The sequence below is a fragment of the Mycolicibacter icosiumassiliensis genome (assembly GCF_900078685.2).
Lineage (GTDB): Bacteria > Actinomycetota > Actinomycetes > Mycobacteriales > Mycobacteriaceae > Mycobacterium > Mycobacterium icosiumassiliensis.
Window position 1 is genome coordinate 852,137 of record NZ_LT546166.1, and the last position, 22,214, is coordinate 874,350.

At 67.0% G+C, this 22,214-nt stretch carries 19 protein-coding genes; 10 read left to right on the forward strand and 9 right to left on the reverse strand.

The annotated features are described in order from the left end of the window. From BN4346_RS27735 to BN4346_RS27750, 3 genes are all read left to right on the forward strand, one after another. Entirely contained in the window at positions 1–1,332 is a 1,332-nt protein-coding gene (locus BN4346_RS27735) for an amidase (RefSeq protein ID WP_235653539.1), read from the forward strand. 411 nt (positions 1,333–1,743) lie between these two features. Continuing rightward, positions 1,744–2,010, forward strand: a complete 267-nt coding sequence (locus BN4346_RS47550) for a hypothetical protein (RefSeq protein WP_067968747.1) — start codon at positions 1,744–1,746, stop codon at positions 2,008–2,010. A 14-nt stretch (positions 2,011–2,024) separates the two neighbouring features. Then, a complete protein-coding gene (locus BN4346_RS27750) occupies positions 2,025–3,587 on the forward strand; it encodes a PPE family protein (RefSeq protein WP_235653712.1) in 1,563 nt (520 codons plus the stop codon). On the opposite strand, the gene BN4346_RS27755 is transcribed toward BN4346_RS27750, so the two are convergent. After that, positions 3,566–4,720, reverse strand: coding sequence for a glycosyltransferase family 4 protein (locus tag BN4346_RS27755; protein ID WP_067968753.1), 1,155 nt, complete (start codon positions 4,718–4,720; stop codon positions 3,566–3,568). The genes BN4346_RS27750 and BN4346_RS27755 overlap by 22 nt on opposite strands. Before the next feature lie 43 nt (positions 4,721–4,763). On the opposite strand from BN4346_RS27755, the gene BN4346_RS27760 reads away from it, so the two are divergent. After that, a complete protein-coding gene (locus tag BN4346_RS27760; protein ID WP_067968756.1) occupies positions 4,764–5,540 on the forward strand; it encodes a class I SAM-dependent methyltransferase in 777 nt (258 codons plus the stop codon). A 54-nt stretch (positions 5,541–5,594) separates the two neighbouring features. Next, complete coding sequence (locus BN4346_RS27765; protein WP_067968759.1) at positions 5,595–7,067, forward strand: aldehyde dehydrogenase; 1,473 nt, start codon at positions 5,595–5,597, stop codon at positions 7,065–7,067. A gap of 98 nt (positions 7,068–7,165) precedes the next feature. On the opposite strand, the gene BN4346_RS27770 is transcribed toward BN4346_RS27765, so the two are convergent. The 6 genes from BN4346_RS27770 to BN4346_RS27795 all read right to left on the reverse strand — a co-directional run bounded on the left by BN4346_RS27770 (position 7,166) and on the right by BN4346_RS27795 (position 13,745). Beyond that, a complete protein-coding gene (locus BN4346_RS27770; protein ID WP_067968762.1) occupies positions 7,166–7,660 on the reverse strand; it encodes a hypothetical protein in 495 nt (164 codons plus the stop codon). Between the two features lie 18 nt (positions 7,661–7,678). After that, complete coding sequence (modA, locus tag BN4346_RS27775) at positions 7,679–8,431, reverse strand: molybdate ABC transporter substrate-binding protein (protein WP_067968888.1); 753 nt, start codon at positions 8,429–8,431, stop codon at positions 7,679–7,681. A gap of 13 nt (positions 8,432–8,444) precedes the next feature. Continuing rightward, positions 8,445–10,091, reverse strand: a complete 1,647-nt coding sequence (locus BN4346_RS49670; RefSeq protein ID WP_067968765.1) for a PPE family protein — start codon at positions 10,089–10,091, stop codon at positions 8,445–8,447. A gap of 271 nt (positions 10,092–10,362) precedes the next feature. Continuing rightward, positions 10,363–12,198, reverse strand: a complete 1,836-nt coding sequence (locus BN4346_RS27785) for an acyl-CoA dehydrogenase (RefSeq protein ID WP_067968768.1) — start codon at positions 12,196–12,198, stop codon at positions 10,363–10,365. Between the two features lie 66 nt (positions 12,199–12,264). Further along, entirely contained in the window at positions 12,265–12,891 is a 627-nt protein-coding gene (locus BN4346_RS27790; RefSeq protein ID WP_067968771.1) for a S1 family peptidase, read from the reverse strand. Then, positions 12,891–13,745: an arylamine N-acetyltransferase family protein gene (locus BN4346_RS27795; protein ID WP_067968774.1), complete on the reverse strand. Its 855-nt coding sequence runs from the start codon at positions 13,743–13,745 to the stop codon at positions 12,891–12,893. The genes BN4346_RS27790 and BN4346_RS27795 overlap by 1 nt, the downstream gene beginning before the upstream one ends. 165 nt (positions 13,746–13,910) lie before the next feature. Between BN4346_RS27795 and BN4346_RS27800 the strand changes: the two genes are divergently transcribed. Continuing rightward, on the forward strand, positions 13,911–14,651 hold the full coding sequence (locus BN4346_RS27800) for a 1-acyl-sn-glycerol-3-phosphate acyltransferase (protein WP_235653715.1): 741 nt from the start codon (positions 13,911–13,913) through the stop codon (positions 14,649–14,651). A 5-nt stretch (positions 14,652–14,656) separates the two neighbouring features. Further along, positions 14,657–16,288: an acyl-CoA ligase FadD12 gene (fadD12, locus tag BN4346_RS27805; RefSeq protein ID WP_067968780.1), complete on the forward strand. Its 1,632-nt coding sequence runs from the start codon at positions 14,657–14,659 to the stop codon at positions 16,286–16,288. Here the strand turns inward: fadD12 and BN4346_RS27810 are convergent. After that, positions 16,285–17,703: a WS/DGAT/MGAT family O-acyltransferase gene (locus tag BN4346_RS27810; protein ID WP_067968783.1), complete on the reverse strand. Its 1,419-nt coding sequence runs from the start codon at positions 17,701–17,703 to the stop codon at positions 16,285–16,287. The genes fadD12 and BN4346_RS27810 overlap by 4 nt on opposite strands. A gap of 44 nt (positions 17,704–17,747) precedes the next feature. Further along, a complete protein-coding gene (locus tag BN4346_RS27815; RefSeq protein ID WP_067968786.1) occupies positions 17,748–18,980 on the reverse strand; it encodes an alpha/beta hydrolase in 1,233 nt (410 codons plus the stop codon). An 89-nt stretch (positions 18,981–19,069) separates the two neighbouring features. Between BN4346_RS27815 and BN4346_RS27820 the strand changes: the two genes are divergently transcribed. Genes BN4346_RS27820 through BN4346_RS27830 form a run of 3 tightly spaced genes read left to right on the forward strand, consistent with a single transcriptional unit; the run spans position 19,070 to position 22,199 of the window. Then, the gene (locus BN4346_RS27820; RefSeq protein WP_067968789.1) at positions 19,070–19,966 is read left to right on the forward strand and encodes an alpha/beta hydrolase; all 897 of its coding nucleotides are present in this window, start codon (positions 19,070–19,072) and stop codon (positions 19,964–19,966) included. A 3-nt stretch (positions 19,967–19,969) separates the two neighbouring features. Beyond that, positions 19,970–21,037, forward strand: a complete 1,068-nt coding sequence (locus BN4346_RS27825) for an acyl-CoA dehydrogenase family protein (protein ID WP_078058461.1) — start codon at positions 19,970–19,972, stop codon at positions 21,035–21,037. A gap of 1 nt (position 21,038) precedes the next feature. Continuing rightward, positions 21,039–22,199, forward strand: coding sequence for an acyl-CoA dehydrogenase family protein (locus tag BN4346_RS27830; protein ID WP_067968792.1), 1,161 nt, complete (start codon positions 21,039–21,041; stop codon positions 22,197–22,199). Positions 22,200–22,214: the final 15 nt, after the last annotated feature.

Sequence of the window (22,214 nt, forward strand, 5' to 3'; positions counted from 1 at the left end):
GTGGAGTTCACCGCGACCGAGATTGCGGACGCAGTTCAGAGCGGCATGCTGACGGCCCGAGCCGCCACACAGCAAGCGCTGCACCGAATCGAGCAAACCCAGCCGATCTTCAACGCATGGCAGGTGATCCGCCACGACGCTGCGTTGGCTGAGGCGGCGGCGATCGATGCCCGCGACGATCGCGGGTCGCTTCCGTTGGCGGGCGTTCCGATTGCCATCAAGGACAACATCGCCGTCGCCGGGGAGCCGATGCGGGACGGCACGCTGGCCACCAGCACGGCGCCTCGAACAACCGATCACGAGGTCGTTCGTCGCCTTCGGGCTGCCGGCGCGGTGATCGTCGGGCTGACCCGCGTTCCCGAGCTCTGCATTTGGGGCGCAACCGATTCGGCTTTCGGCGTCACCCGCAATCCCTGGAATCCGGAGCGGACGCCGGGAGGCTCGTCCGGGGGGTCCGCGGCTGCGGTCGCATCGGGCGCGGTACCCATCGCCCACGGAAACGACGGCATGGGCTCGATTCGGATCCCGGCGGCATGCTGCGGATTGGTTGGCCTCAAGCCTGGCCACGGGGTAGTGCCGGTCGGCGAGGCGCACGCATCCTGGGGAGGGATGTCGGAGAACGGACCGCTCGCGACCACGGTCGCAGATGCCGCGCTGATGTTCTCGGTCATGGCCGACGATCCCGATGCCGCGGCGCTGATCCCTCCGCCCACCCTGCGGATCGCAGTATCGACTTCGGCCCCCAGCCCCGCGACGCCGGTGGCGCGCGGTTGGGCTGAGGCGGTCCATCGGACTGCCGAACTACTTCGCGACGGCCACCTCGTTCGGTCGGCGACCCCGCGTTACCCGGCGACGCTGATGAACGCGACCGCACTGGCGTTGTGGACGGCGGGAGCGGCAGCCGATGCACACGTCTCGACGGACGCCTCGTTATTGGAGCGCCGCAACCGTGTCCATGTGCGGATCGGAGACGCCGTCGAGAAGCGGGGTCTTTCGAACCCTAGGGGGCGCGAGGTGTGGCGGCGGCGCGCGTTCGACTTCTTCGCCGACACTGACGTCCTGGTCACGCCGACGCTGGCTCAACCGCCGATCAGATCACGACGCTGGGCGCAGCGGGGCTGGCTCGCCTCGCTGGTCAGCAACGCTCGCTACGCACCCTTCGCGGCACCGTGGAACATCATCGGTTGGCCCGCGATGACCGTGCCCGCCGGACTCGACCGCCAGGGCCTGCCCGTCGGCGTGCAGTTGGTGGGCAAACCCGGGTCGGAGCGGACCTTGTTAGGCCTCGCCGCTGCGATCGAGCAGCTCCACCCCTGGCCGCGCACCGCTTAGGGAGACGCCCGCGGCTACGCCCGGCTAGGCCGAAAACTTGTCACACCCGAAGGATTGGTTCAATTCCGTAACGGAACCGTGCCACATCACGGTGTTCATGCTGACGCCTGGCTCTTTGACGATCGCTCGTGTCGAAAGCTTGGCTACACCATCATGATTCAGCACGGCTAATGCTGCGGTGACCACATCGTCGACCGTGAGCCCAGCTTTGACTCCCCCGCGGGGACCATTTGCCTCTTGGTCACTGACCTAGTATAGAGTAGCTCTCATCTTGGTCAGCGATAGAGAGGATGGGGTGTGCGCTCACGTGTCTTCATCTGCGAACGATCGAAACGCTCGCGTTGCGAGACGCGCATCATGATCTGCTGGCCGAAGGTGGCTAGATCCCGAGCGGACACTTCGCTGCGCTCGATGGCCGACTCGAACTCGGCCGGCTTGACACCGATTTCCCTTTCAGGTTGGCGATCAACCAGGCGCGCACAACAGAACTACTTCAACGGCGCGGTCGAATTCATCGATACGTCATTGATGCACCCCGTATTCGTGGCTCACCGATCCAGCAGCCAGCAGATCGAGGAAGTACGCCGACCCGAGGGCGTCGGTGAATCAGCCACCCGCGAAGCCAGCGGAGACACCGTGGCGGGCGCGGCCAACCCGAATGCGCGGCGGCGAGTATGACCGAACCCATCTGGATGGCACTGCCACCGGAGGCGCATGCGACGTTGCTCAGCGCTGGCCCCGGCCCCAGCTCCCTGCTAGCAGCCGCAGCAGCGTGGAACGCGCTCGGCAACGAATATCGCTCTACAACAACCGAACTCGCCGCGCTGTTGAGCGCGGTACAAGCAGGATCATGGCAGGGCGTCAGCGCTGAGCGGTACCTGGCCGCGAACACGCCGTACCTGGCCTGGCTTTCCAAGGCCAGCGCCGACACCACAGCTATCGCGGGAGGACACGAGGTGGCCGCGTCCGCCTACAGCACCGCGCTGGCCACCATGCCCACGCTGGGCGAGCTGGCCGCCAACCACGTCACACATGCGGTGTTGCTGGTAACGAACTTCTTTGGGATCAACGCGATTCCGATCGCGCTCAACGAATCCGACTACGAGCGGATGTGGATTCTGGCGGCCACCACGATGAGCACCTATCAGACGATCTGCGACACGGTCGTGGCAGCCGCACCACCCACTGCCCCGGCTCCGAGGGTACTGAAACCCGGGGCGAACACGCCGGTTTCCGGCCCGCTGTCATCGGTGCTGAACTCCACCAGCATCTGGCAGCAGCTCATACAGTTTTTACAGAACCCGCTTCCAACGTTGCAGCAGATACTCACTGCCCTCCAGACAGATCCGGTGGCCGCGCTGGACGTATGGGGGCCGACGCTAACCTTCATCGTCGCGTACGTCCTTTTCGTCGCCGGCGGCATACTCCAGAACGTCTTGGAGCTGGCGTCACCGCTCTTGCTGCCGATCTTGCTGCCGCCACTGCTGGGCATGGTGGCCCCCGCAGCTGTCGTTGCCGAGACCCTGCAAGAGCCTTTGCATGACCGACCCGTGACTAAATCCCCCGCGACCGCGATACAGAGTGTCACCGAAGCGCAAACCCTACCTGCCGTCGTGCCAGCCCATCCGAGCACTGCCACCCCCTCCAGCATCGCTGGTGCATCCAGCACTGCCGCGCCCGCACCCAGTACGCCCGCGAGCGCGGCGGCCCCGGCATACCTTGTGCACGCAAGATGCGAAGAGGACCCCGGTTCGGGCTTCGGCCCAACCCTGAACGAGAGCAGCGCAATAACGGCATCTGCTGCCAGAATCCCCACCGCGGCAGGCGTATTGGCTCACCGCAACCAGCGTGCGCGGCTAAGGCGTGGCACAGTCAAACACCGGGGGTACCGCGACGAGTTCATGGACATGAACGCGGTACTCGACACCGGACCATCGGCCGTCGGTGAGCGACGGATCACCGCATCGAGCAAAGGAGTCGGGCCGACCGGATCCGACGGCGTCACATCGAAGGCCGACGCGCAACCAGCCGGATTGGCCTCACTGTCGGCAGACCGGTTCGGTAGTCGCGCGGCCAGCCCTATGCTGCCCACGACGTGGGATGAGGGCCGCAATGACAATGACACGGTGGCACCGTGCCCCGGGCCCACCGGCGAACGCGCCCAATGGTGTTGGTACGAACCATTCCAACCACAAGCCCCACCGATGAAACAACTGATCAGCCGATCTCCCTGTCACACCACGCCGCTGACATAGCGACGTTCTCGGACTGCCGCCAACACGGTATGCAAGCCCTCGGCGCTTTGTCGCCAGGAGAATTCGGCGCTGCGGTCCTGCGCCTTGGCGCCGAGTTGCTCGCGCAGCACCGCGTCCGCCAGCAGTCGGTGTAGTTGCTCAACCAGCTCGTCGCGGTCGTCGACCAGCATCCCGGTGACCCCGTCGACGATCGAGTCGCACAGTCCACCGGAGGCCCGGTAGCCGACGGTGGGCACACCGTGCTGGCCCGCCTCGATGACGGCCAGACCCCACCCCTCCTTGCGGGATGGCAACACATGTACCCAAGCCTGTTGCACGAGCTCATGTTTGGTGACCTCGTCGACGTGGCCGTGAAAGGTGACCGCGTCGGTGATCCCCAGCTCTGCGGCGTGCTCCGCCAGCCGGTCACTCCACCAACCTCCGCCGATGACGTCGAGGTGCAGACCCGGCACCCGGGCACGCAGCGCCGCAACCGCGTCCAGCGCGTCCTCGATCTGCTTATGCGGCACCAGGCGGGACAACACCACCACCCGCGGTCTCGGCGAGCGAGGATGGGTCAGCGTCGCCGGCGGCGCCTCATCGAGGCCGTTGCGCACCACCGCGATGCGCTCGGGGGCCACTCCGAGCTCGATCAGGTCGCGCACCGAGGGCAGTGACACCGTCAGGTACTGGTTGCGCCGGTTCAGCCAGGGCGACAGCCTCGACTCCACCAGCCAGCCGATCCGGCTCAGCACCGGCCCGGCCACCGGCCACTGCTCGCGGTGGCAGTGGTGCACCAGCACCGCGACCCGCCGCCCGTAGGCGAGCCGGGCTAGGAACGGCAACCCGTTCTGGGTGTCGATCACCGCGTCGGGCCGCACCCGCCGCAGCTGACCGAGGCCGAACCGGGCGGCCACCATGGCCGCCCCCGCCCACAGGTACACGGTGTACGGCCCGCCGCGGCGGTTGATGTGCACCCCGTCGACGACCTCGTGTTTGGGCGCGCCCGGATAGCGGGCGGTACGCAGAGTGACCGCCACGCCGGCAGCGGCCAGCTCGGCGCCGATGCGCTGCAGGTAGGTCTCGCTGCCGCCGCCCTGCGGATGCCCGGTGTCACGCCAACACAGCAGCAGGACCGAGCGGACAGCAGACACGCCGACCAGGGTAGTCGGCCGACTCGCGGCCTAGGCTGGCTCGGTGGCTGCCACCGACCTGTTCGCGCGACGCGCGACGCTGGCCCGTTCGGTGCGCCTGCTGTCGGCGTTCCGCTACGAGCAGACCGCGCCGGCCCGGTTCTACGGTGCGCTGGCCGACGACACCGCCGCCATGGTCACCGAGCTGTGGCGGGGGATGTGCGGCGACGATCCGGCCGGCAAGACGCTGCTCGACGTCGGCGGCGGGCCGGGCTACTTCGCCACCGCGTTCGCCGACGCTGGGCTGCGCTATATCGGCGTGGAGCCCGACCCGGACGAGATGCATGCCGCGGGCCCGCGGCCCGCAGACACTGGGCCCCTGGGCGGCACCTTCGTGCGGGCCTCGGGGATGGCCCTGCCGTTCGCCGAGGACAGCGTGGACATCTGCCTGTCGTCCAACGTCGCCGAGCACGTTCCGCGGCCCTGGCAGCTCGGCGACGAGATGCTGCGAGTCACCCGGCCCGGTGGACTGGCGGTGCTGTCCTACACCGTGTGGCTGGGTCCGTTCGGTGGCCACGAGATGGGTCTGACGCACTATCTGGGCGGGCAGCGCGCCGCCGCGCGCTACACCCGCCGGCACGGTCATCCACCGAAAAACAACTACGGCTCGTCATTGTTCGCGGTGTCCGCCGCCGAGGGGTTGGACTGGGCCCGCCACACCGGCGCCCTGGTCGCGGCTTTCCCCCGCTATCACCCGCGATGGGCGTGGTCGATGACGAAGGTCCCAGGCATTCGCGAGTTCGCAGTGAGCAATCTGGTGCTGGTCCTGCAACCGGACTAATGGATTGACTGCAACGTGTTCTAATCCGTCGGTCGGCTAGGTAGGGTGACGCCCATGACCGACTCCAGCATCACCGAATACGACACCCTCTTCATCGGCGGCAAGTGGACCGCCCCGTCCACCGATCGGGTGATCGAAGTTCACAGCCCGGCCACCGGCGAGTATGTCGGCAAGGTGCCGCTGGCGACCAAGGCCGACGTTGACAACGCAGTCGCGGCCGCCCGCACCGCGTTCGACTCCGGCCCGTGGCCGTCCACCCCGCCGGCCGAGCGGGCCGCGGTCATCGCCGCCGCGATCAAGCTGATGGAAGAGCGCAAGGACCAGTTCACCGCGCTGCTGGGCGCCGAGACCGGTCAGCCCCCGCTGGGTGTCGAGACAATGCACTGGATGAGCTCGCTGGGTGCCCTGAACTTCTTCGCCGGCCCCGCCGTCGACGAGGTCAGCTGGGAAGAGATCCGCACCGGCGCCTACGGCCAGACCATCGTGCGCCGCGAACCGATCGGCGTGGTCGGCGCGATCGTGGCGTGGAACGTGCCGCTGTTCCTGGCGGTCAACAAGCTCGGTCCGGCGCTGCTGGCCGGCTGCACGGTGGTGCTCAAGCCCGCTGCCGAGACGCCGTTCAGCGCGAACCTGCTGGCGCAGGCCTTCGCCGACGCGGGCCTGCCGGAAGGCGTGCTCTCGGTGGTGCCGGGCGGCGCCGAGACCGGCCAGGCACTGACCTCCAACCCGGGCGTGGACATCTTCTCCTTCACCGGCAGCTCGGCCGTCGGCAAGGAGATCGGCAAGCGCGCCGCGGACCTGCTCAAGCCATGCACGCTGGAACTCGGCGGCAAGTCGGCGTCCATCGTGCTCGAAGACGTCGACCTGGCATCGGCGATCCCGATGCTGGTGTTCTCCGGGATCATGAACACCGGGCAGGCCTGTGTGGCCCAGACCCGCATCCTGGCGCCGCGCTCGCGCTACGAGGAGATCGTCGAGGCGGTCAAGAACTTCGTCACCGCGATGCCGGTCGGTCTGCCGGATGACCCGGGCGCCCAGATCGGCGCGCTGATCAGCGAGAAGCAGCGCGAGCGGGTCGAGGGCTACATCGCCAAGGGCATCGCCGAAGGCGCCCGGCTGGTCTGCGGCGGCGGCCGCCCCGAGGGCCTAGATGGGGGCTTCTTCGTCGAGCCGACCGTGTTCGCCGACGTGGACAACTCCATGACCATCGCCCAGGAGGAGATCTTCGGGCCGGTGCTGTCGATCATCGCCTACGACACCGAGGACGACGCGGTCGCGATCGCCAACGACTCGATGTACGGGCTGGCCGGCAGCGTGTGGACCTCGGACGTGCCGCGCGGGATCGAGATCGCCAAGAAGATCCGCACCGGAACCTACGGAATCAACTGGTACGCCTTTGACCCGTGCTGCCCGTTCGGCGGCTACAAGAACTCCGGTATCGGCCGGGAGAACGGTAAAGAGGGTGTCGAGCACTTCACTCAGCAGAAGAGCGTGCTGATGCCGATGGGCTACACCCTGGACGCCTGATCGGGTAACGCCCCCGATCGGTTCACCTTGCCTTTGTCGCAACGGTAAGCCCCCATACTGCGGTCAGTGGTTCGGCAACGGCGCGGCTGATCGGCGGCTCAGCCGTTGAGCCGGCGCCGTCGGCGGTACTCAATGCAGCGCCCCACCTGGGCGCGGTAGAAATCTTCATCGCGCCCGCCGACGGCGTACAGCCGCGCACCGAGCCGGTCCCGGAGCTCATCGAGATCCACCTGATCGGCCGTGGCGTTGGCCAGCACCCAGTCGACAGCGGCTTCGCTGCCCTGTTCCCGGCAGATCCGCTCGGCCTGTTTGGCCGCAGCGCGCTTGTGAAACCTGGCGAACCCGCGCTTGCTCCAGCCACGCAGCTCCAGGGCTTCCAGGTCGAGCAGTTCGCGCAACACCGACAGCGGTCCGTCCGGCACAGTCTTGAACGGTGCAGCATCGACGAAAGTCAGTGCGCCGTCACGACGACGGATCCCCTCGATGTCGGGTTCCACTACGACCGCCCCGCGCCCCTTGGCCAGCTCGTGGGCCCACCGGACGATGACGTAGCCATGGTCGGGTAGCAGGTATTTCCGGGTGTGGATGTCCACGGCAATCGAGGGTAGCGATCAAGGCTTGGCGAATCCGGCGTGATCCAAGATTTTCTGTCCCGCCTCACCGGTCACCAGGTCGACAAAGCTCTGCGCCAACTCAGGCCGCTTGGTATCTTTCAGCACCGCAATGGGATAGACGTTGATCGCATCGGTAGCTTCGGCGAATTCGACTATGCCCACCTTCTCGCCAACGGCAACGGCATCGGTGACGTTGACCAGACCGGCATCAGCCTCGCCGGTGGACACTTTGTTGACGACATCCTCCACATTCGGTTCTTCGCTGATCGGATTCAGCCGAATCCCAGTGCTGTCCTGGATCTTCCGGGTCGCCACTCCGCACGGCATCGGCGGCGCGTTCGTCACTACGAGGAGGCCGGGTCGGGCCAGGTCGGCGAACGACCCGACATGCTTGGGGTTGCCCGGTGCGGTGACGATGACCAGCCTGTTGGAGGCGAAGTCGACCGGCTTGCCGGCCAACAGTCCAGAGGTGGCGACCTTGTCCATTTGTGCGGTGTCAGCCGAGGCGAAAACGTCGGCAACAGCACCCTCGGTTAGCTGAAGGGCCAGATCCGAAGAGCTGGCGAAGTCGAATCGCACCGCTGCGCCGGGGTGGTCGGCCTGGAACCGTTCACCGATCGCGGTGAAGGTAGGCCGCAGGGAAGCTGCGGCGAGCACCACGATCGCCTGCGGGTCCGCCGCAGGGCTGCAACCGGATTGGCTCGCCGCAACGATACACAGCACTGCGGCGAGCACCCTGATTCTGCGCACGATGAGCAATGTCCTAGCGGCTCTGGTCGGCATCAGCGTCCCAGCTGTCCGGCACCATGGGCACCATCGGGCCGCCGCCGAAGGTGTGGCCGGCAAGAGTGGCCAAGCCCGACGGCCGGGCCACGCCGGTCTTGAACGCGACGCCGTCGAAACCGGCCGATTCAGACGCCTGGGTGCGTGAAGCACCGGCATCGGCTACTTCCGGAGCCAAATCCAGGTATTCGTGGCGGTAACCGCGGTCGATGAGCGTGCGGCGTGGCCGCCGCCTCCGGGCCTGTTGCGGCCGCAGCTGCGGTGTAGCGGCAGCGGCCGGGGCTGCGGCAGGTGCTGATGAAGTCCTGCCGACCCTGCTTCGGGCACTTGACTTCGCCTCCGCGCCGACGCCCCCCACCAGATACGAATAGGCCAGATTTTGCGCGCCCACGGCTCCTTCTGTACCGACGAAAGGCGGCGTCGCGCTGGGCGGGGGCGGAGGTGGCGCGGGCGGCGCCGGCGCCGGCGTCGGCGTTGCGGCGACGGAAGGAGATGCCCCAACGATGCCGGCCGCGTTCGGCAGCGGCGGTGCGGAAAGCGGTGTCGGCGCAACGGGAACCGGGATCGCCGGTGCGGAAACACCCGCGAGCCCGGCGAGACCAGAAAGGCCCGCGAATCCGCCGGGTGCTACCGCAGGTGCGGTCACCAGGGGTGCGGCCAGCGCGGCGGAGTAGATCGGATTGGCGGTGATGAAGGTACCCAACATCCCCGGGTTGTTCAGGATGATCCAGGTCAAGAACAGTGTCCGGTGCACGACGAATTGGGTGCCCAGCAACAGCACCGCTTGAATCAGCTGCGAGGGATTGCTCGCGTACATCGGAATCATCTGCTCCACCCGCGGGAGGAAGTTCGCCAGGCTGGGGTACATCATCGAAAAGGAGTTCGGCGAAAACGGGTTGAACTGCGGCGGGAAGATGGCTTGCAGCCACTGATCGAATGTGGTTGGCAGGCTGGTTCCCATCCCCGGCATGTTCCCCATGCCGCCGCCGTTCATACCGCCGCCGCCGTTCATACCGCCGCCGCCGTTCATACCCCCGCCGCCGTTCATGCCCGAGCCGCCGTTCATGCCCGAGCCGCCGTTCATATCCATTTTTGTGATCTGCGGCGCTGCCGTGGTGTGCGGTGCGGTGGCGACCGCTGCGGCCGCGGTGGTCTGGTAGGTCGCCATCGTGGTGGCGGCCTGGATCCACATCCGCACGTAGTCGGCCTCGTTGAGGGCAATCGGGATGGTGTTGATACCGAAGAAGTTCGTGGCAACTAGCAGTCCGTGAATGGCATGGTTGGCGGCCAATTCCGGCAACGTCGGCATGCCGGCCAACGCGCTGACGTATGCGGCGGCTGCCACCTCCTGCCCGGCGGCCTCTCCGGCGCTGTCAGCGCTGGCCTCCATCAGCCACGCGAGATAAGGCGTATGGGCTGCCAGATAGGACTCCGCGGCCGGCCCTTCCCAGGCCCCGCCCTGCACCGCCGCCAAGACCGCTGCGAGCTCGCCGGCGAGTTCTGCATATTCGGCACCGAGCATGTGCCACGCCTCAGCAGCGGCCAGCAGTGGACCCGGCCCGGGTCCACTGCTCAGCAATGCCGAGTGCACCTCCGGTGGAGCTGCCATCCATACCGATGCGGTCATCGTCACCTACCCAGTGCCGAACACGTCAAGACGGCGAACGCGCCTCGACAGAGGTCATGACGCAACGTTGCGTACGCGGTAGTTTATGTTCCTAAACTCCGCAATTGCGTATAAATAGCATGTTTTTACCTGATTCACTGACCCAGGCCAGCTGTACTGACCACGGACGTTAGCTACAGCGTGGCGTGGGGACACGACGAAGTCCTCCGAGTGGAGTACGAGCTGCTGAAGAACGCCCCAGTCGCTGCGACGATCCAGTGAAAAATCCCCGCTAGAACGCGTCCTCGGCGAGATCCATCAACGCGAGGTCCTCGCTTTCCACCATGCGTCGGTCCGCGCCGAGGCGGGGTAACACATTGGCCGCGAAGAACGTTGCCGCTGTCACTTTTCCGCGGTAGAAATGCTGCTCGTCGCCGGACGCTCCTTGATCCAGTGCCGTCAGCGCGACCTCGGCCTGACGCAGCAGCAGCCAGCCGATCACCAGATCGCCGACGGCCAGCAAGAACCGCACCGAGCCCAAGCCCACCCGATAGAGCTCGCGGGCCTCCTGCTGTGAGGCGAACATGTATCCGGTCATGGCGGCCACCATCGCCCGCGCGTCGTCGAGCGCAGCCGCCAGCAGCTTGCGCGCCTCGGCCAGTTCCTTATGGCCGTCGGGGTTGTCGATCAACGCCTCAATCTGGGTTACCAGATGCGCCAGCGCCACACCGCGGTCGCGGGCGATTTTGCGGAAGAAGAAGTCCTGCGCCTGAATCGCGGTGGTGCCCTCGTACAGACTGTCGATCTTCGCGTCCCGGATGTACTGCTCAATCGGATAGTCCTGCAGGAAACCCGAGCCGCCGAACGTCTGCAGTGAATCGGTCAGATACTGATAGGCCCGTTCCGATCCGACCCCCTTGACGATCGGGAGTAGCAGGTCGTTGACCCGTTCAGCCAACTCGGCGTCGGCACCGGACACCAGCATGGCCACCTGCGGGTTCTGGTGAGCGGCGGTGTAGAGGTACAGCGCGCGCATGCCCTCGGCGTAGACCTTTTGCATCATCAGGGCGCGCCGCACATCCGGGTGATGGAGGATCGTCACCCGCGGCGCGGTCTTATCGGTCATCTGAGTCAGGTCGGCGCCCTGAATGCGGGTCTTGGCATACTCCAGCGCATTGAGATAGCCGGTGGACAGCGTCGCGATCGCCTTGGTTCCCACCATCATTCGCGCATATTCAATGACGTGGAACATCTGCGCGATGCCGTTGCGGGTGTCGCCGACCAGCCACCCTTTCGCCGGGATGCCGTGCTGGCCGAAGGTCAGTTCGCAGGTGGTCGAAACCTTCAGCCCCATCTTGTGTTCCAGCCCGGTGACGAACACCCCGTTACGCTCACCGGGTTCACCGGTCTCGGGATCCGGTAAGAACTTGGGCACCAGAAATAGGCTGAGCCCCTTGGTTCCGGGCCCGGCACCCTCCGGGCGGGCCAGGGTCATATGCATGATGTTCTCGAACAGATCGTCGCTGTCGCCGTTGGTGATGAACCGCTTGACCCCGTCGATATGCCAGCTGCCGTCGGGCTGCTCGATGGCCTTGGTCCGCCCCGCCCCGACGTCAGAGCCGGCGTCCGGCTCGGTGAGCACCATGGTGGCGCCCCAGTTCCGCTCAATCGCCATGGCGGCCCAGTGCCGCTGCTGTTCGTTGCCCAGCCCGTAAAGGATGTTGGCGAAGACCGGGCCGGCCATGAACATGAACACCGCCGGATTGGCGCCCAGCACCAGCTCAGCGATCGCCCACGACACCATCGCGGGCGCCGGCACCCCGCCGACCTCCTCGCACAGCCCGATCCGAAACCACTCGCCGGCCTGCCACGCTCGCAGCGATTCCTTGAAGGGTTCCGGCAGTGTCACGTGATGGGTAGCCGGGTCGAATACCGGCGGATGGCGGTCGCTGGCGGCAAAGGACTCGGCCACCGGCCCCTCGGCCAGCCGGGCGGCTTCGGCCAGCATCTGGCGCACCGTGTCGCCGTCAAGATCTCCGAACGCCCCGTCAGCCAGGCATTGCTCCAGCCCCAGCAGTTCGAACAGATTGAATTCCAGGTCGCGCACATTGCTCTTGTAGTGACCCATAAAGTCCAGCATGCACCTTGACGATGCGCAGGTCGCCGGAATCGCGACGTTCTAACGGACTACGCGCTAACGGACTACGTGCAATCCCCACTGGCGCAGGATCGGGTCCACCAAGACGAAGTCGGTACTGGAGTCGTCGTCCACAGGTCCGCCTTGCAGAAGCCCGACCGCACTGACACTGCCGTCGGGGTTGACCACGAAGCCGGGACTGCCGCTGTCACCGACAGTGCTGTAGACGCGGGTCTCCACGAGGTTGCCGTTGACGGCGGTCACGGGACCGCAGGTCTCACCGGTCTGGGCGCCGACCTTGCAGATCGTCATACCGACGTGAATCTGATCCGCCGACAGCACGCCGGCCACCGGGTAGCGGCCGGCAATTCTCGGGTTGGGCCGGCCGGCGTCCGGGTCGAGCCGGATGATCGCGGCGTCACGGTCCTCACCGTTGTCCTCGCTGGCGGTGATTCTGCCGAGCGGTGTCTCGAAGATGTCGGTCCATTGCGATCCGTCGTGTGAGTCGCAGTGCCCGCTGGTCAGCAGGTAGTAGCCGCCGGCGCCGTCCTGGGTGAGAAAGCCCGCGGTGCAGCTGCTGCTGTCGTCGAGCAACTCGATGCCCGGCATCGGCCCGGCCGACGCGACGCCGGCAAAGGCCAGTCCCGCGGCCGTCATGACGCCCGCCACCGCAATCTTGACCATCAGGTGTCCAGTACCGATGCCACGGTGGCCTCGACGTCGCCCAATCCGGCCAGGTCGATGCCGAAGCGTTCGCTCAGAGCCGTACATACCTGGGCGGCGTCGTCGAACCGAATCCGCTCGGTGCCGCTGCGGGCGTGGACGGCGAGGTTACGACCGCGCAGGTTCCAGCGGGCATCGTCGGTCACCAACGCCGCGCTGAGGCCGACGACGAAGTTCGATTCGGGGTAGGTGGACACATACCAACTGCCCACCTGCATGTCGATCAGCGGCCGTGGCCGCAGTCCCAGGATGTACAGGGGCCGCCAGCGCTGGCCGATCAGCGTCTCCAACACGTATTCGTCCCCGTCACTTGCGCGGCTAACCAGCCGGAACGGCTCGTGGGAGGTCTGCTGAACTTCGTCGGGAACCATCGGGATCGGCGCCGTCGGTGTCTGCCCGCCGAATCCCACGTCGACGAGATACTGCTGGTCCGATCCCGGAATCGTCACCGCTAAGGCCTGGTGCGTCTGAGGATGCGGCGGCCCGTCCAGTCCCTCCGGGCTCATCCACACCACCCGCCCGGCCAGCCGGTCGACTTCGAAGCCGAGCGCGCACAGCACCTCGCGCATCAGGTTGTTGTGCTCGTAGCAGTAGCCGCCACGGCGTCGCGCCACCAGCTTGGCACTCAGTGCCGCCGAGCCGAGGTCAATCACCGGCACACCCATCAGGGGGTCGAGGTTCTCGAAGGGGATGCGACGGACGTGCGCGGACACCAGAGCGGTGAGCGTCTCATGCGTCGGCTCGGTGCCACCGCGATAGCCGATGCGGTCGAAGTACGCCTGCAGGTCGATGCGGAGCTCCCCTCGGCCACTCAGAACAGTGCGCTGATGGTATCCACTACCGGGACTGAGCCGGTAATATGAGCAAAACTAGAACACGTTTCAATTGAGGGGGCCGCGGTGGACACGCCGGACAACGACTGGTCGGACGACCTTGCCCGGCCCATCACGAAATGGGACCCGGGCCTGACCGAACGGGTCATGGGCCTGTTGAGACCGCTCATCAAGGGCTACCACCGGGCCGAGGTGCGGGGCCTGGAGTCGTTCCCGAACGGCGGTGCCCTGGTGGTGTCCAACCATTCCGGCGGCCTGTTCGCGATGGACGTCCCGGTATTCGCCACCGGCTTCTACGACACCTTCGGTTACGAGCGTCCGGTCTACACGCTGAGCCACGACCTGATCTTCACCGGTTTCACCGCCGATTTCTTCCGCAAGACCGGGTTCATCCCGGCCAACCACGCCAACGCCGACGAGGCCCTGCGCTCCGGCGGCGTGGTGGTGGTCTTCCCCGGCGGCGACTACGACGTGTACCGGCCGACCTTGGAAGAGAACAAGATCGACTTCGGCGGCCGCAAAGGCTACATCCGCGCCGCGCTCAATGCCGGTGTGCCGATCGTGCCGACGGTCGGGATTGGCGGCCAAGAAAGCCAGTTCTACCTGTCTCGCGGCACCGGACTGGCCAAGGCCCTGCGACTGGACAAGCTGATGCGGGTCAAGATTCTGCCGATCTCGTTCGGCTTCCCGTTCGGCCTGTCCGCGGTGTTGCCGGTCAACCTGCCGCTGCCCACCAAGATCGTCATGCAGACCTGCGAGCCGATCGACATCGTCGCGGAGTTCGGCGAGGACCCCGACATCGACGTCGTCGACGCGCACGTGCGCGACGTCATGCAGAAGGCGCTGGACAAGCTTGCCAGCGAGCGCCGTCTGCCGATCCTGGGCTGAGCGGTATGGGTCTGTTCGACTCGCTGCATCGGGTCGGCTCGATGCTGGTGACCTTCAGTCGGGCTGGACTGTTGGCGCCCATGCGCCCGGACAAGTACCTGCGGATAGCCGCCGCGGCGGCCGCTGAAGGCGGCACCACCACCACCGGGATCGCCATGGCGGCCCAGCGGTGCGGCGACCGCGCGGCGATCATCGACGAGCACGGCACGTGCAGCTACGCCGAACTCGACCGGCGCTGTAACGCGCTGGCCGCCGCCCTGCAACGGTTGCCCGGACGGACCCCTCGGGCGATCGCGCTGATGTGCCGTAACCATCGCGGCTTCATCGAGGCACTGGCGGCCGCCAACCGGATCGGCGCCGACGTGCTGTTGCTCAACACCAGCTTCGCCGGGCCGGCCCTGGCTGAGGTCGTCGCGCGCGAAGGCGTCGACCTGATCTTCTACGACGAAGAGTTCACCGCCGCAGTGGATCTGGCCGTGCCGGCCGAATCGGGGTGCACCCGGGTGGTGAGTTGGACCGACAACGAGGTCCCCGGCCTGACTGCCGACGAGTTGATCAACGCCAACACCGGGCGCCGCCCTGCCAAAGCGTCTCGGAGCGGCAAGCTGGTCATGCTCACCTCCGGAACCACCGGCACGCCCAAAGGGGCACGCCGCTCCGGTCGCGGCGGGGGCGGGATCGCCGACCTGCAAGCCATTTTCGACCGGATCCCCTGGCACACCGAGGAAACCGTGGTCATCGCCGCGCCGATGTTCCACGCCTGGGGGTTCTCCCAGCTGGCGCTGGCGCTGACCATGGCCTGCACGATCGCCACCCGGCGGAAGTTCGACCCCGAAGCGACCCTGGCGCTGATCGAGGAGAACGGCGCGGCCGGACTGTGCGTCGTACCGGTCATGTTCGACCGGATCATGGCGCTGCCGGATGAGGTTCGATCCCAATACCCGTGCACGTCACTGCGTTTCGCGACTGCCTCGGGCTCACGGATGCATCCCGACGTGGTGACGTCATTCATGGACACCTTCGGTGATGTGGTCTACAACAACTACAACGCCACCGAGGCCGGCATGATCGCGCTCGCGACACCGGAAGACCTGCGCTACTCCCCCGACACCGCCGGCCGCCCGGCGCCGGGGAGCGAAATCCGGATCCTGGACGCTGATTTCGCCGAGGTGCCGGCTGGGCAGACCGGGCAGATCTTCGTCCGCAACTCCTCACAGTTCGACGGCTACACCGGCGGCGACTCGAAGCTGTTCCACGACGGTTTCATGGCGTCCGGTGACTTGGGCTACTTCGACAGCACCGGAAGGCTTTTCGTGGTCGGCCGAGACGACGAGATGATCGTCTCCGGGGGCGAGAACGTGTACCCGATCGAGACAGAGAAGGCGCTGATCAACCACGTGGCCGTCGCCGAGGCCGCCGTGATCGGTGTCGACGACGCCGACTACGGACAGCGCCTGGTGGCCTTTGTGGTGCTGGTGCCCGGTACCTCGGCCTCGCCCGACGAACTGAAGCAGCACGTCCGGGAGAACCTGGCCGGATACAAGGTTCCGCGCGACATCACCGTCATGGATGCGTTGCCGCGCAACAACACCGGCAAGGTGCTGCGTCGAGAGTTGCAGGCGCTGACTGAGACCTAGGCGGGTGCCATCGCGGTCTCTACCGGCGTCAGCTCCTCGGAAAGTCCAGCGGCACGGCGGATGTCGATGAACTCGTTGACCAGTGCATTGGTCACCTCATGCGGATCGTCAACGGTGGCCCCGTCGGTCAGCACCGAGATGTTCAGCTGGTCCACGTAGCTCCATACGGTGATGTTCAGACCACTTCCGGCGGTCAACGGTCCCACCGAATAAATCTCGGTGACCAGCGCGCCGCCCACCCTGCCACGCTCTCGCGGACCGGGAACATTGGAGATGTTGAGGTTGAGAACCTTGTTCTGACCGTCCTTACCCGACAGCCACCGGAACAATGACTCCGCCGGTGCCGGGGGCAGGTACGCAGACCACCGACTGACCAACTCCGGCCCGACCAGGTGGTGGGCCTCCTTGGCCAGGTCGGCCGCCTCCCGGGCCTTTGCGACCCGTTCCCGAACATCGGCCACATCGACCGGCAGCGCCACCAGCACACCGGAGAACCGGTTGCCGGAGATCCGGTCCGGGGAGAAGTCGAAACTCATCGGCACCGACGCCAGCAGCGGGTGATCCGACTTCCCGTCGTAGCGCAGCAGCAGCGTGCGCAACGCCCCAGCGGAGATGGCCAGCACCAGGTCGTTGATGGTGACACCCAACTTCTTGCTGGTCGCCTTGATATCGGCCAGCGCCAGCGTTGCGGTGGCGAACCGGCGTTCCGCAGTCAGCACATGATTGAGGAAGCTCGGCGGCGGGGTGAACGGCCGCGTCAGGTCGGCGGAGAGTTTGCGGGTGCTGCGCCGGACCCGTCCGATACCGGCTGCCGTGTAGCCGATGGTCGCCGGGATCTTGCCCATCTGCCGGAAATGGTCACGGAACGCCGACCGCACCAACTGCCCGCCGGTGGGGGCGGGATCGGTTTCGTAGGAGTCATCCTCGTTCAGCGCGCCTGCCACCAGATCCATACCGCGGGCCATCAGATTCGCCGACGCGATCCCGTCGGCCAGCGCGTGGTGGATCTTGCCGACCACCGCGATCCGGTTATTGGCCAGGCCATCGATGAAGTACATCTCCCACAGCGGCCGGCTGCGGTCCAGCGCAGTACTGCCGATCTCGCCGATGGCCTCATCGAGTTCGCGGCGGCCGCCCGGAGCGGGCAGCGACCACGGCCGGATGTGGTACGCCAGATCGACTTCGCAGTTTTCCCGCCACATCGGGTGATGAAATTTGCCGGGGATGTCCACCAGCTGGTACCGGAACGGATTCAACTTGTAGAGCCGGCCGTGGATCACCCGCCGGAAAGCCTCGACGTCGAACCCGTGCCGATCGGCGTCCAGTTCGATCACCGCGATCTTGAGAGTGTGCATATGCACGTTCGCCGTCTCGCTGTACAGCAGAAGCGCATCCCACCCGGTGAGCCGCTTCACCCCAGACCCCTCGCCATGCACGGACCCTACCGCGGCACGCGGGCTCAGATGATCTGTTTGCTCCCGACCGTGCTGCGGTCGCGATGAATCTGGTTGAGGAACAAACCGATTGCCGTGCTCATCGCACCGGTGCGGGCCCCGTCGGTCATGTCGAAACCGTGCCCAGCGCCCGGCAACTCCAGGTACCCGACCTTGGAGCGCGATACCGCCCGCAGTCGATCGGCGAAGCTACGGGCCTGCTGCACCGGGATGACGGTGTCGGCACTGCCGTGGACGACCAGGAATGGCGGCGCGTCCGGATGCACCCGTGCGATCGGGGACGCCTGCCGGTAGATGCCTGGATGGCGCCGCATCGACCGGCCGACCACGACCCGCTCCAAGAAGTCGACGAACGCGACCCGTTCGGGGGTGGAGCGATCCTCCCAGTCATAGCGGCCGTAGATCCCCACCACGGCGTCCACCGAGGTGTCGCCACCGGCCGGCAGTTGGTCGGCGAATTCGCAGTCGCTGACCGCACTTCCGGTCAGCCCGGCCAGGGCAGCCAGATGCCCGCCCGCCGAGGAGCCCGCCACGGCCACGAAATTGCGGTCACCGCCGAATTTGTCGACGTTGGCGTGCGCCCAGGCGATCGCGGTCTTGACGTCGACGATGTGGCTCGGCCACCGGTTGTGCGGGGCGACCCGGTAGTCGATCGACAGGCACACCCAGCCCTGCTCGGCCAAGTGGGACAGCAGCGCATAACCCTGCAACAGCCGGCTGCCGTGCACCCAGGCACCACCGGGGACGTAGATCAGCACCGGCGCCGGTCCGTCCGGCAGCTCGCGGGGCCGCCACACGTCGAGCACCTGCGCGGGGTCACTGCCGTATTGCACCCCGGAGCGGTAGATGTGCTTGCGGTGCTGCAACGCCTTGACCACCGGCGGAGCCTGCTCCGGTTCGGGCCAGGCGATGTCGAGGTCGGCCGCCGAGACCACCCCGCGCAGCGCGGCATCGCTCACCACAGGCGTCTGCTCGCGCTCCCGTTTGCGGACGGCGGCGGCCCCCGGAGCCAGCCAGGACTTGGCGGCACTGGAGAAGAACTCCGGCATATGGCGGGTGCCCCACACCCCCATCGCGGTCATCCCACCCAGCGGTTCCAGGTGCTTGCCGACCACCGGCAAGGACGCTGAGGCAACGCTGAGCGCCAGCAGGTAGTCGGCCGTCCGGGCTCGCTTCAGCCAACGCAGCCGGCCGGCCAGGTTGAGCCCGGTCTCCGGGGTCTGCGATCGTCCCGTCATTGGCGCAGGGTACCGCGTCGGGGCCCGGAGGCGGCCGCAATCAGGTGGGTTGGCGACGCCGCCGATCCGGCGCCGGTAATACTGAGCCGATGGTGAGCAGCGGGTTCCATCCAGATCTGCGCAGCACGGCCCGGATCCTTCCGCGTGGCGGGATCGGTCCTCGGACCGTGCCGCTGCTGCAGAGACTCACCGGGCTGCAGGGCCGTCGCACCCCCGGCGATGTCGAGGTCTTGGACCTGCCCTCGGGAGCAGGCGTCCGGATCTTTCGGCCGCCGCATCGCCCGGCCGATCCGGCACCGGCACTGCTGTGGATCCACGGTGGGGGCTACGTCATCGGCACGGCCGCCCAGGATGACCGGCTCTGCCGCAGGTTCAGCGCGGAATTGGGCGCCACCGTCGCATCGGTGGACTACCGACTCGCGCCGCAGAACCCCTATCCCGCCGCGTTGGAGGACTGCTGGGCAGCGCTGACCCGGCTCGCCGAGCTGCCCGGGGTCGATCCGGCCCGGATCGCGATCGGCGGCGCCAGTGCCGGCGGCGGGCTGGCCGCCGCCCTGGCGCAGTGGGCCGCCGACCGTGGCGAGATCTCCCCCGTGCTGCAGCTACTGGTGTACCCGATGCTCGACGATCGCAGTGCGGCGCTGCCGGCCAATCGCAGTTACCGACTGTGGAATCCGCGGAGCAACCTGTTCGGCTGGACCGCCTATCTGGGCGATGCGGATCCGCAGGTCGCGGTGCCGGCACGGCGCGCCGACCTGAGCGGGCTGGCACCGGCCTGGATGGGGGTGGGCACCTTGGACCTGTTCCACGACGAAGATCTGGCGTACGCGGAGCGACTGCGTCAAGCCGGTGTGCCCTGCCAGGTCGAGACCGTCCCCGGGGCATTCCACGGGTTCGACCTGTTGATGCCCAAAGCCGCAGTCTCGCGGGCATTCTTCGCCAGCCAATGCGAAAGCCTGCGTAACGCCTTCGGCCGGAAGGCCTGACCGGTGGCCGGCTCCAGCCCCGAAGAACTGCGGGCACTGCGCGGCGCGGTCGCAGAGTTGATGACCAAACGCTCACCCGACGACGATGTCTGGCCGGAGTTGGCGGCCATGGGCCTGCTCGGACTGCTGGTGCCCGAGCAGTACGGCGGCTCCGGTGCCGGATTGGTCGAGGTAGGCGTGGTCGCCGAAGAGCTGGGCCGGGTGCTGTTCTCCGGGCCTTACCTGTCGACGGCGGTGCTTGCGGTCAATCTTCTTATGGCCGTCGATGACCCGGCACAACGCGAGGAGGTGCTGCCGGCCGTCGCTGCCGGACGCACCCGGGTGGCCGTCGCCTTCGCCGAGGGCGATTCGACCCGTCCACCCGCGACACCGGCCACCGCGGCCCGCGGCGGAGCGAGCCCGCTGGTCTCCGGCGAGAAGCGGTTCGTGCTCGACGCGGACGGCGCCGACCTGCTCTACATCCTGGCCGACTCCGAGGACGGACCCGGGATCTTCGCCGTCGACCCGGCCGGACCCGGCGTGACGGTGGAACGGCTGACCACGGTCGATCCCTCACGCCGGCAATGTCTGGTCCGATTGGCAGAGGCCCCGGCGACCACGGTCGGCTCGCCCGGAGCCGGGGTCGCGGCATTGACCGCCGCACTGGACCGTTCCGCAGTGGCACTGCTCGGCGAGCAGGCCGGTGCCGCCCGGTTCGCCCTGGAGATGGCCCGCGACTACGCCAAAACCCGCTTCCAATTCGGCCGGGCCATCGGCAGTTTCCAGGCCGTCAAGCACATGTGCGCCGACATGTTGTTGGAGGCCGAGTCGGCAGTCTCGGCCGCTCGCCAGGTGGCTGCGGCCGGCGCCGACGGATCTGCGGACTGGACCGCGGATCTGGCACTGGCGCAGGCGTATTGCTCGGATGCCTTCGTCTTCGTGGGCGCCACCAACATCCAGGTACACGGCGGAATCGGATTCACCTGGGAACATCCCGCCCACCGGTATCTGCGCCGGGCGCGCAGCGACGCCCACCTTTTTGGCAGTCCCTCCTGGCACCGGGAGCGCTACCTGCACGAGATCGGAGCGTGAGATGACGCAGCCCGACGCAGCAGACGACGCACTTCGCGGGGAAGTCCGCGACTGGCTGGCCGCCAACTGGGCGCCCGGTACCGATCGGGCCAGCTTCGCCGCGGCGATGCTCGCCGCCGGATGGACCGCGCCAAGCTGGGAGCCGGACTGCTACGGACGCGGCCTGACCGATCGTCAATCCCGTTTGGTGGCAGCCGAATTCGCTGCTGTCGGCGCTCCAGGAACCGGTCATGACCGGGCCGACCTGTTCGCCTGCACCATCCACGACCGCGGCTCGGACGAGCAGAAGCGCAGGCTGCTGCCCCCGGCCCTGCGCGGGGAGACCAAGTCGTGCCTGCTCTACAGCGAACCCGGAGCGGGATCGGACTTGGCCGGTCTGCGCACCCGCGCCGAGCGTGACGGTGACGACTGGATTGTCAACGGGCAGAAGGTCTGGACGTCGTTCGCGACGACCGCCGACTACGGCATGCTGGTGGCGCGCACCAACCCGGATGTGCCCAAACACAACGGGATCACCTTTTTCATGCTGCCGATGCGCCAGCCCGGCGTGGAGGTCCGGCCGATCCACCAGATCACCGGCGAATCAGAGTTCAACGAGGTGTTTCTGACCAACGCCCGGGTTCCCGACGCCAATCGCATCGGCGAACCCGGCGAAGGATGGTCAGTGCTACAGGTCGCACTGGGCTACGAGCGCCGGCTGATGGGTGATGTCGCGCGCACCGCACGCCGTAAGGAGAAGTCCAGCGGCTTGGTCGAATTGGCCCGCGATGCCGGTTGTCTTGCAGACTCCCACATCCGTCAGGAGATAGCCCGCATCCAAGCGCTGGCCACGGTGAACCGATGGAACAATCAGCGGGCCAAGACCAGCACCGACCGCGCCGAGGCCGCCACCCTGCTGGCACTCGGCAAGATCGCCATGTCGCGCATCCTGCACGAGACGGCCCGAGTCCAGACCGAGATCGTCGGCGTCGAGTCGATGCTCGCCGGTCCGGACAATCCGGTCGGCGACGCGGTGACCTTCCGGGCGCTCAACGCCTACTTCACCTCGATCGGCGGCGGCACAGACCAGATTCAGCGCAACATCATCGGCGAGCGGGTGTTGGGCTTGCCCAAGGAGCCCGACCCCTATCGCGACGCCCCGTTCCGGGATCTACCGCACTAACCCGCCAGTCCCGCG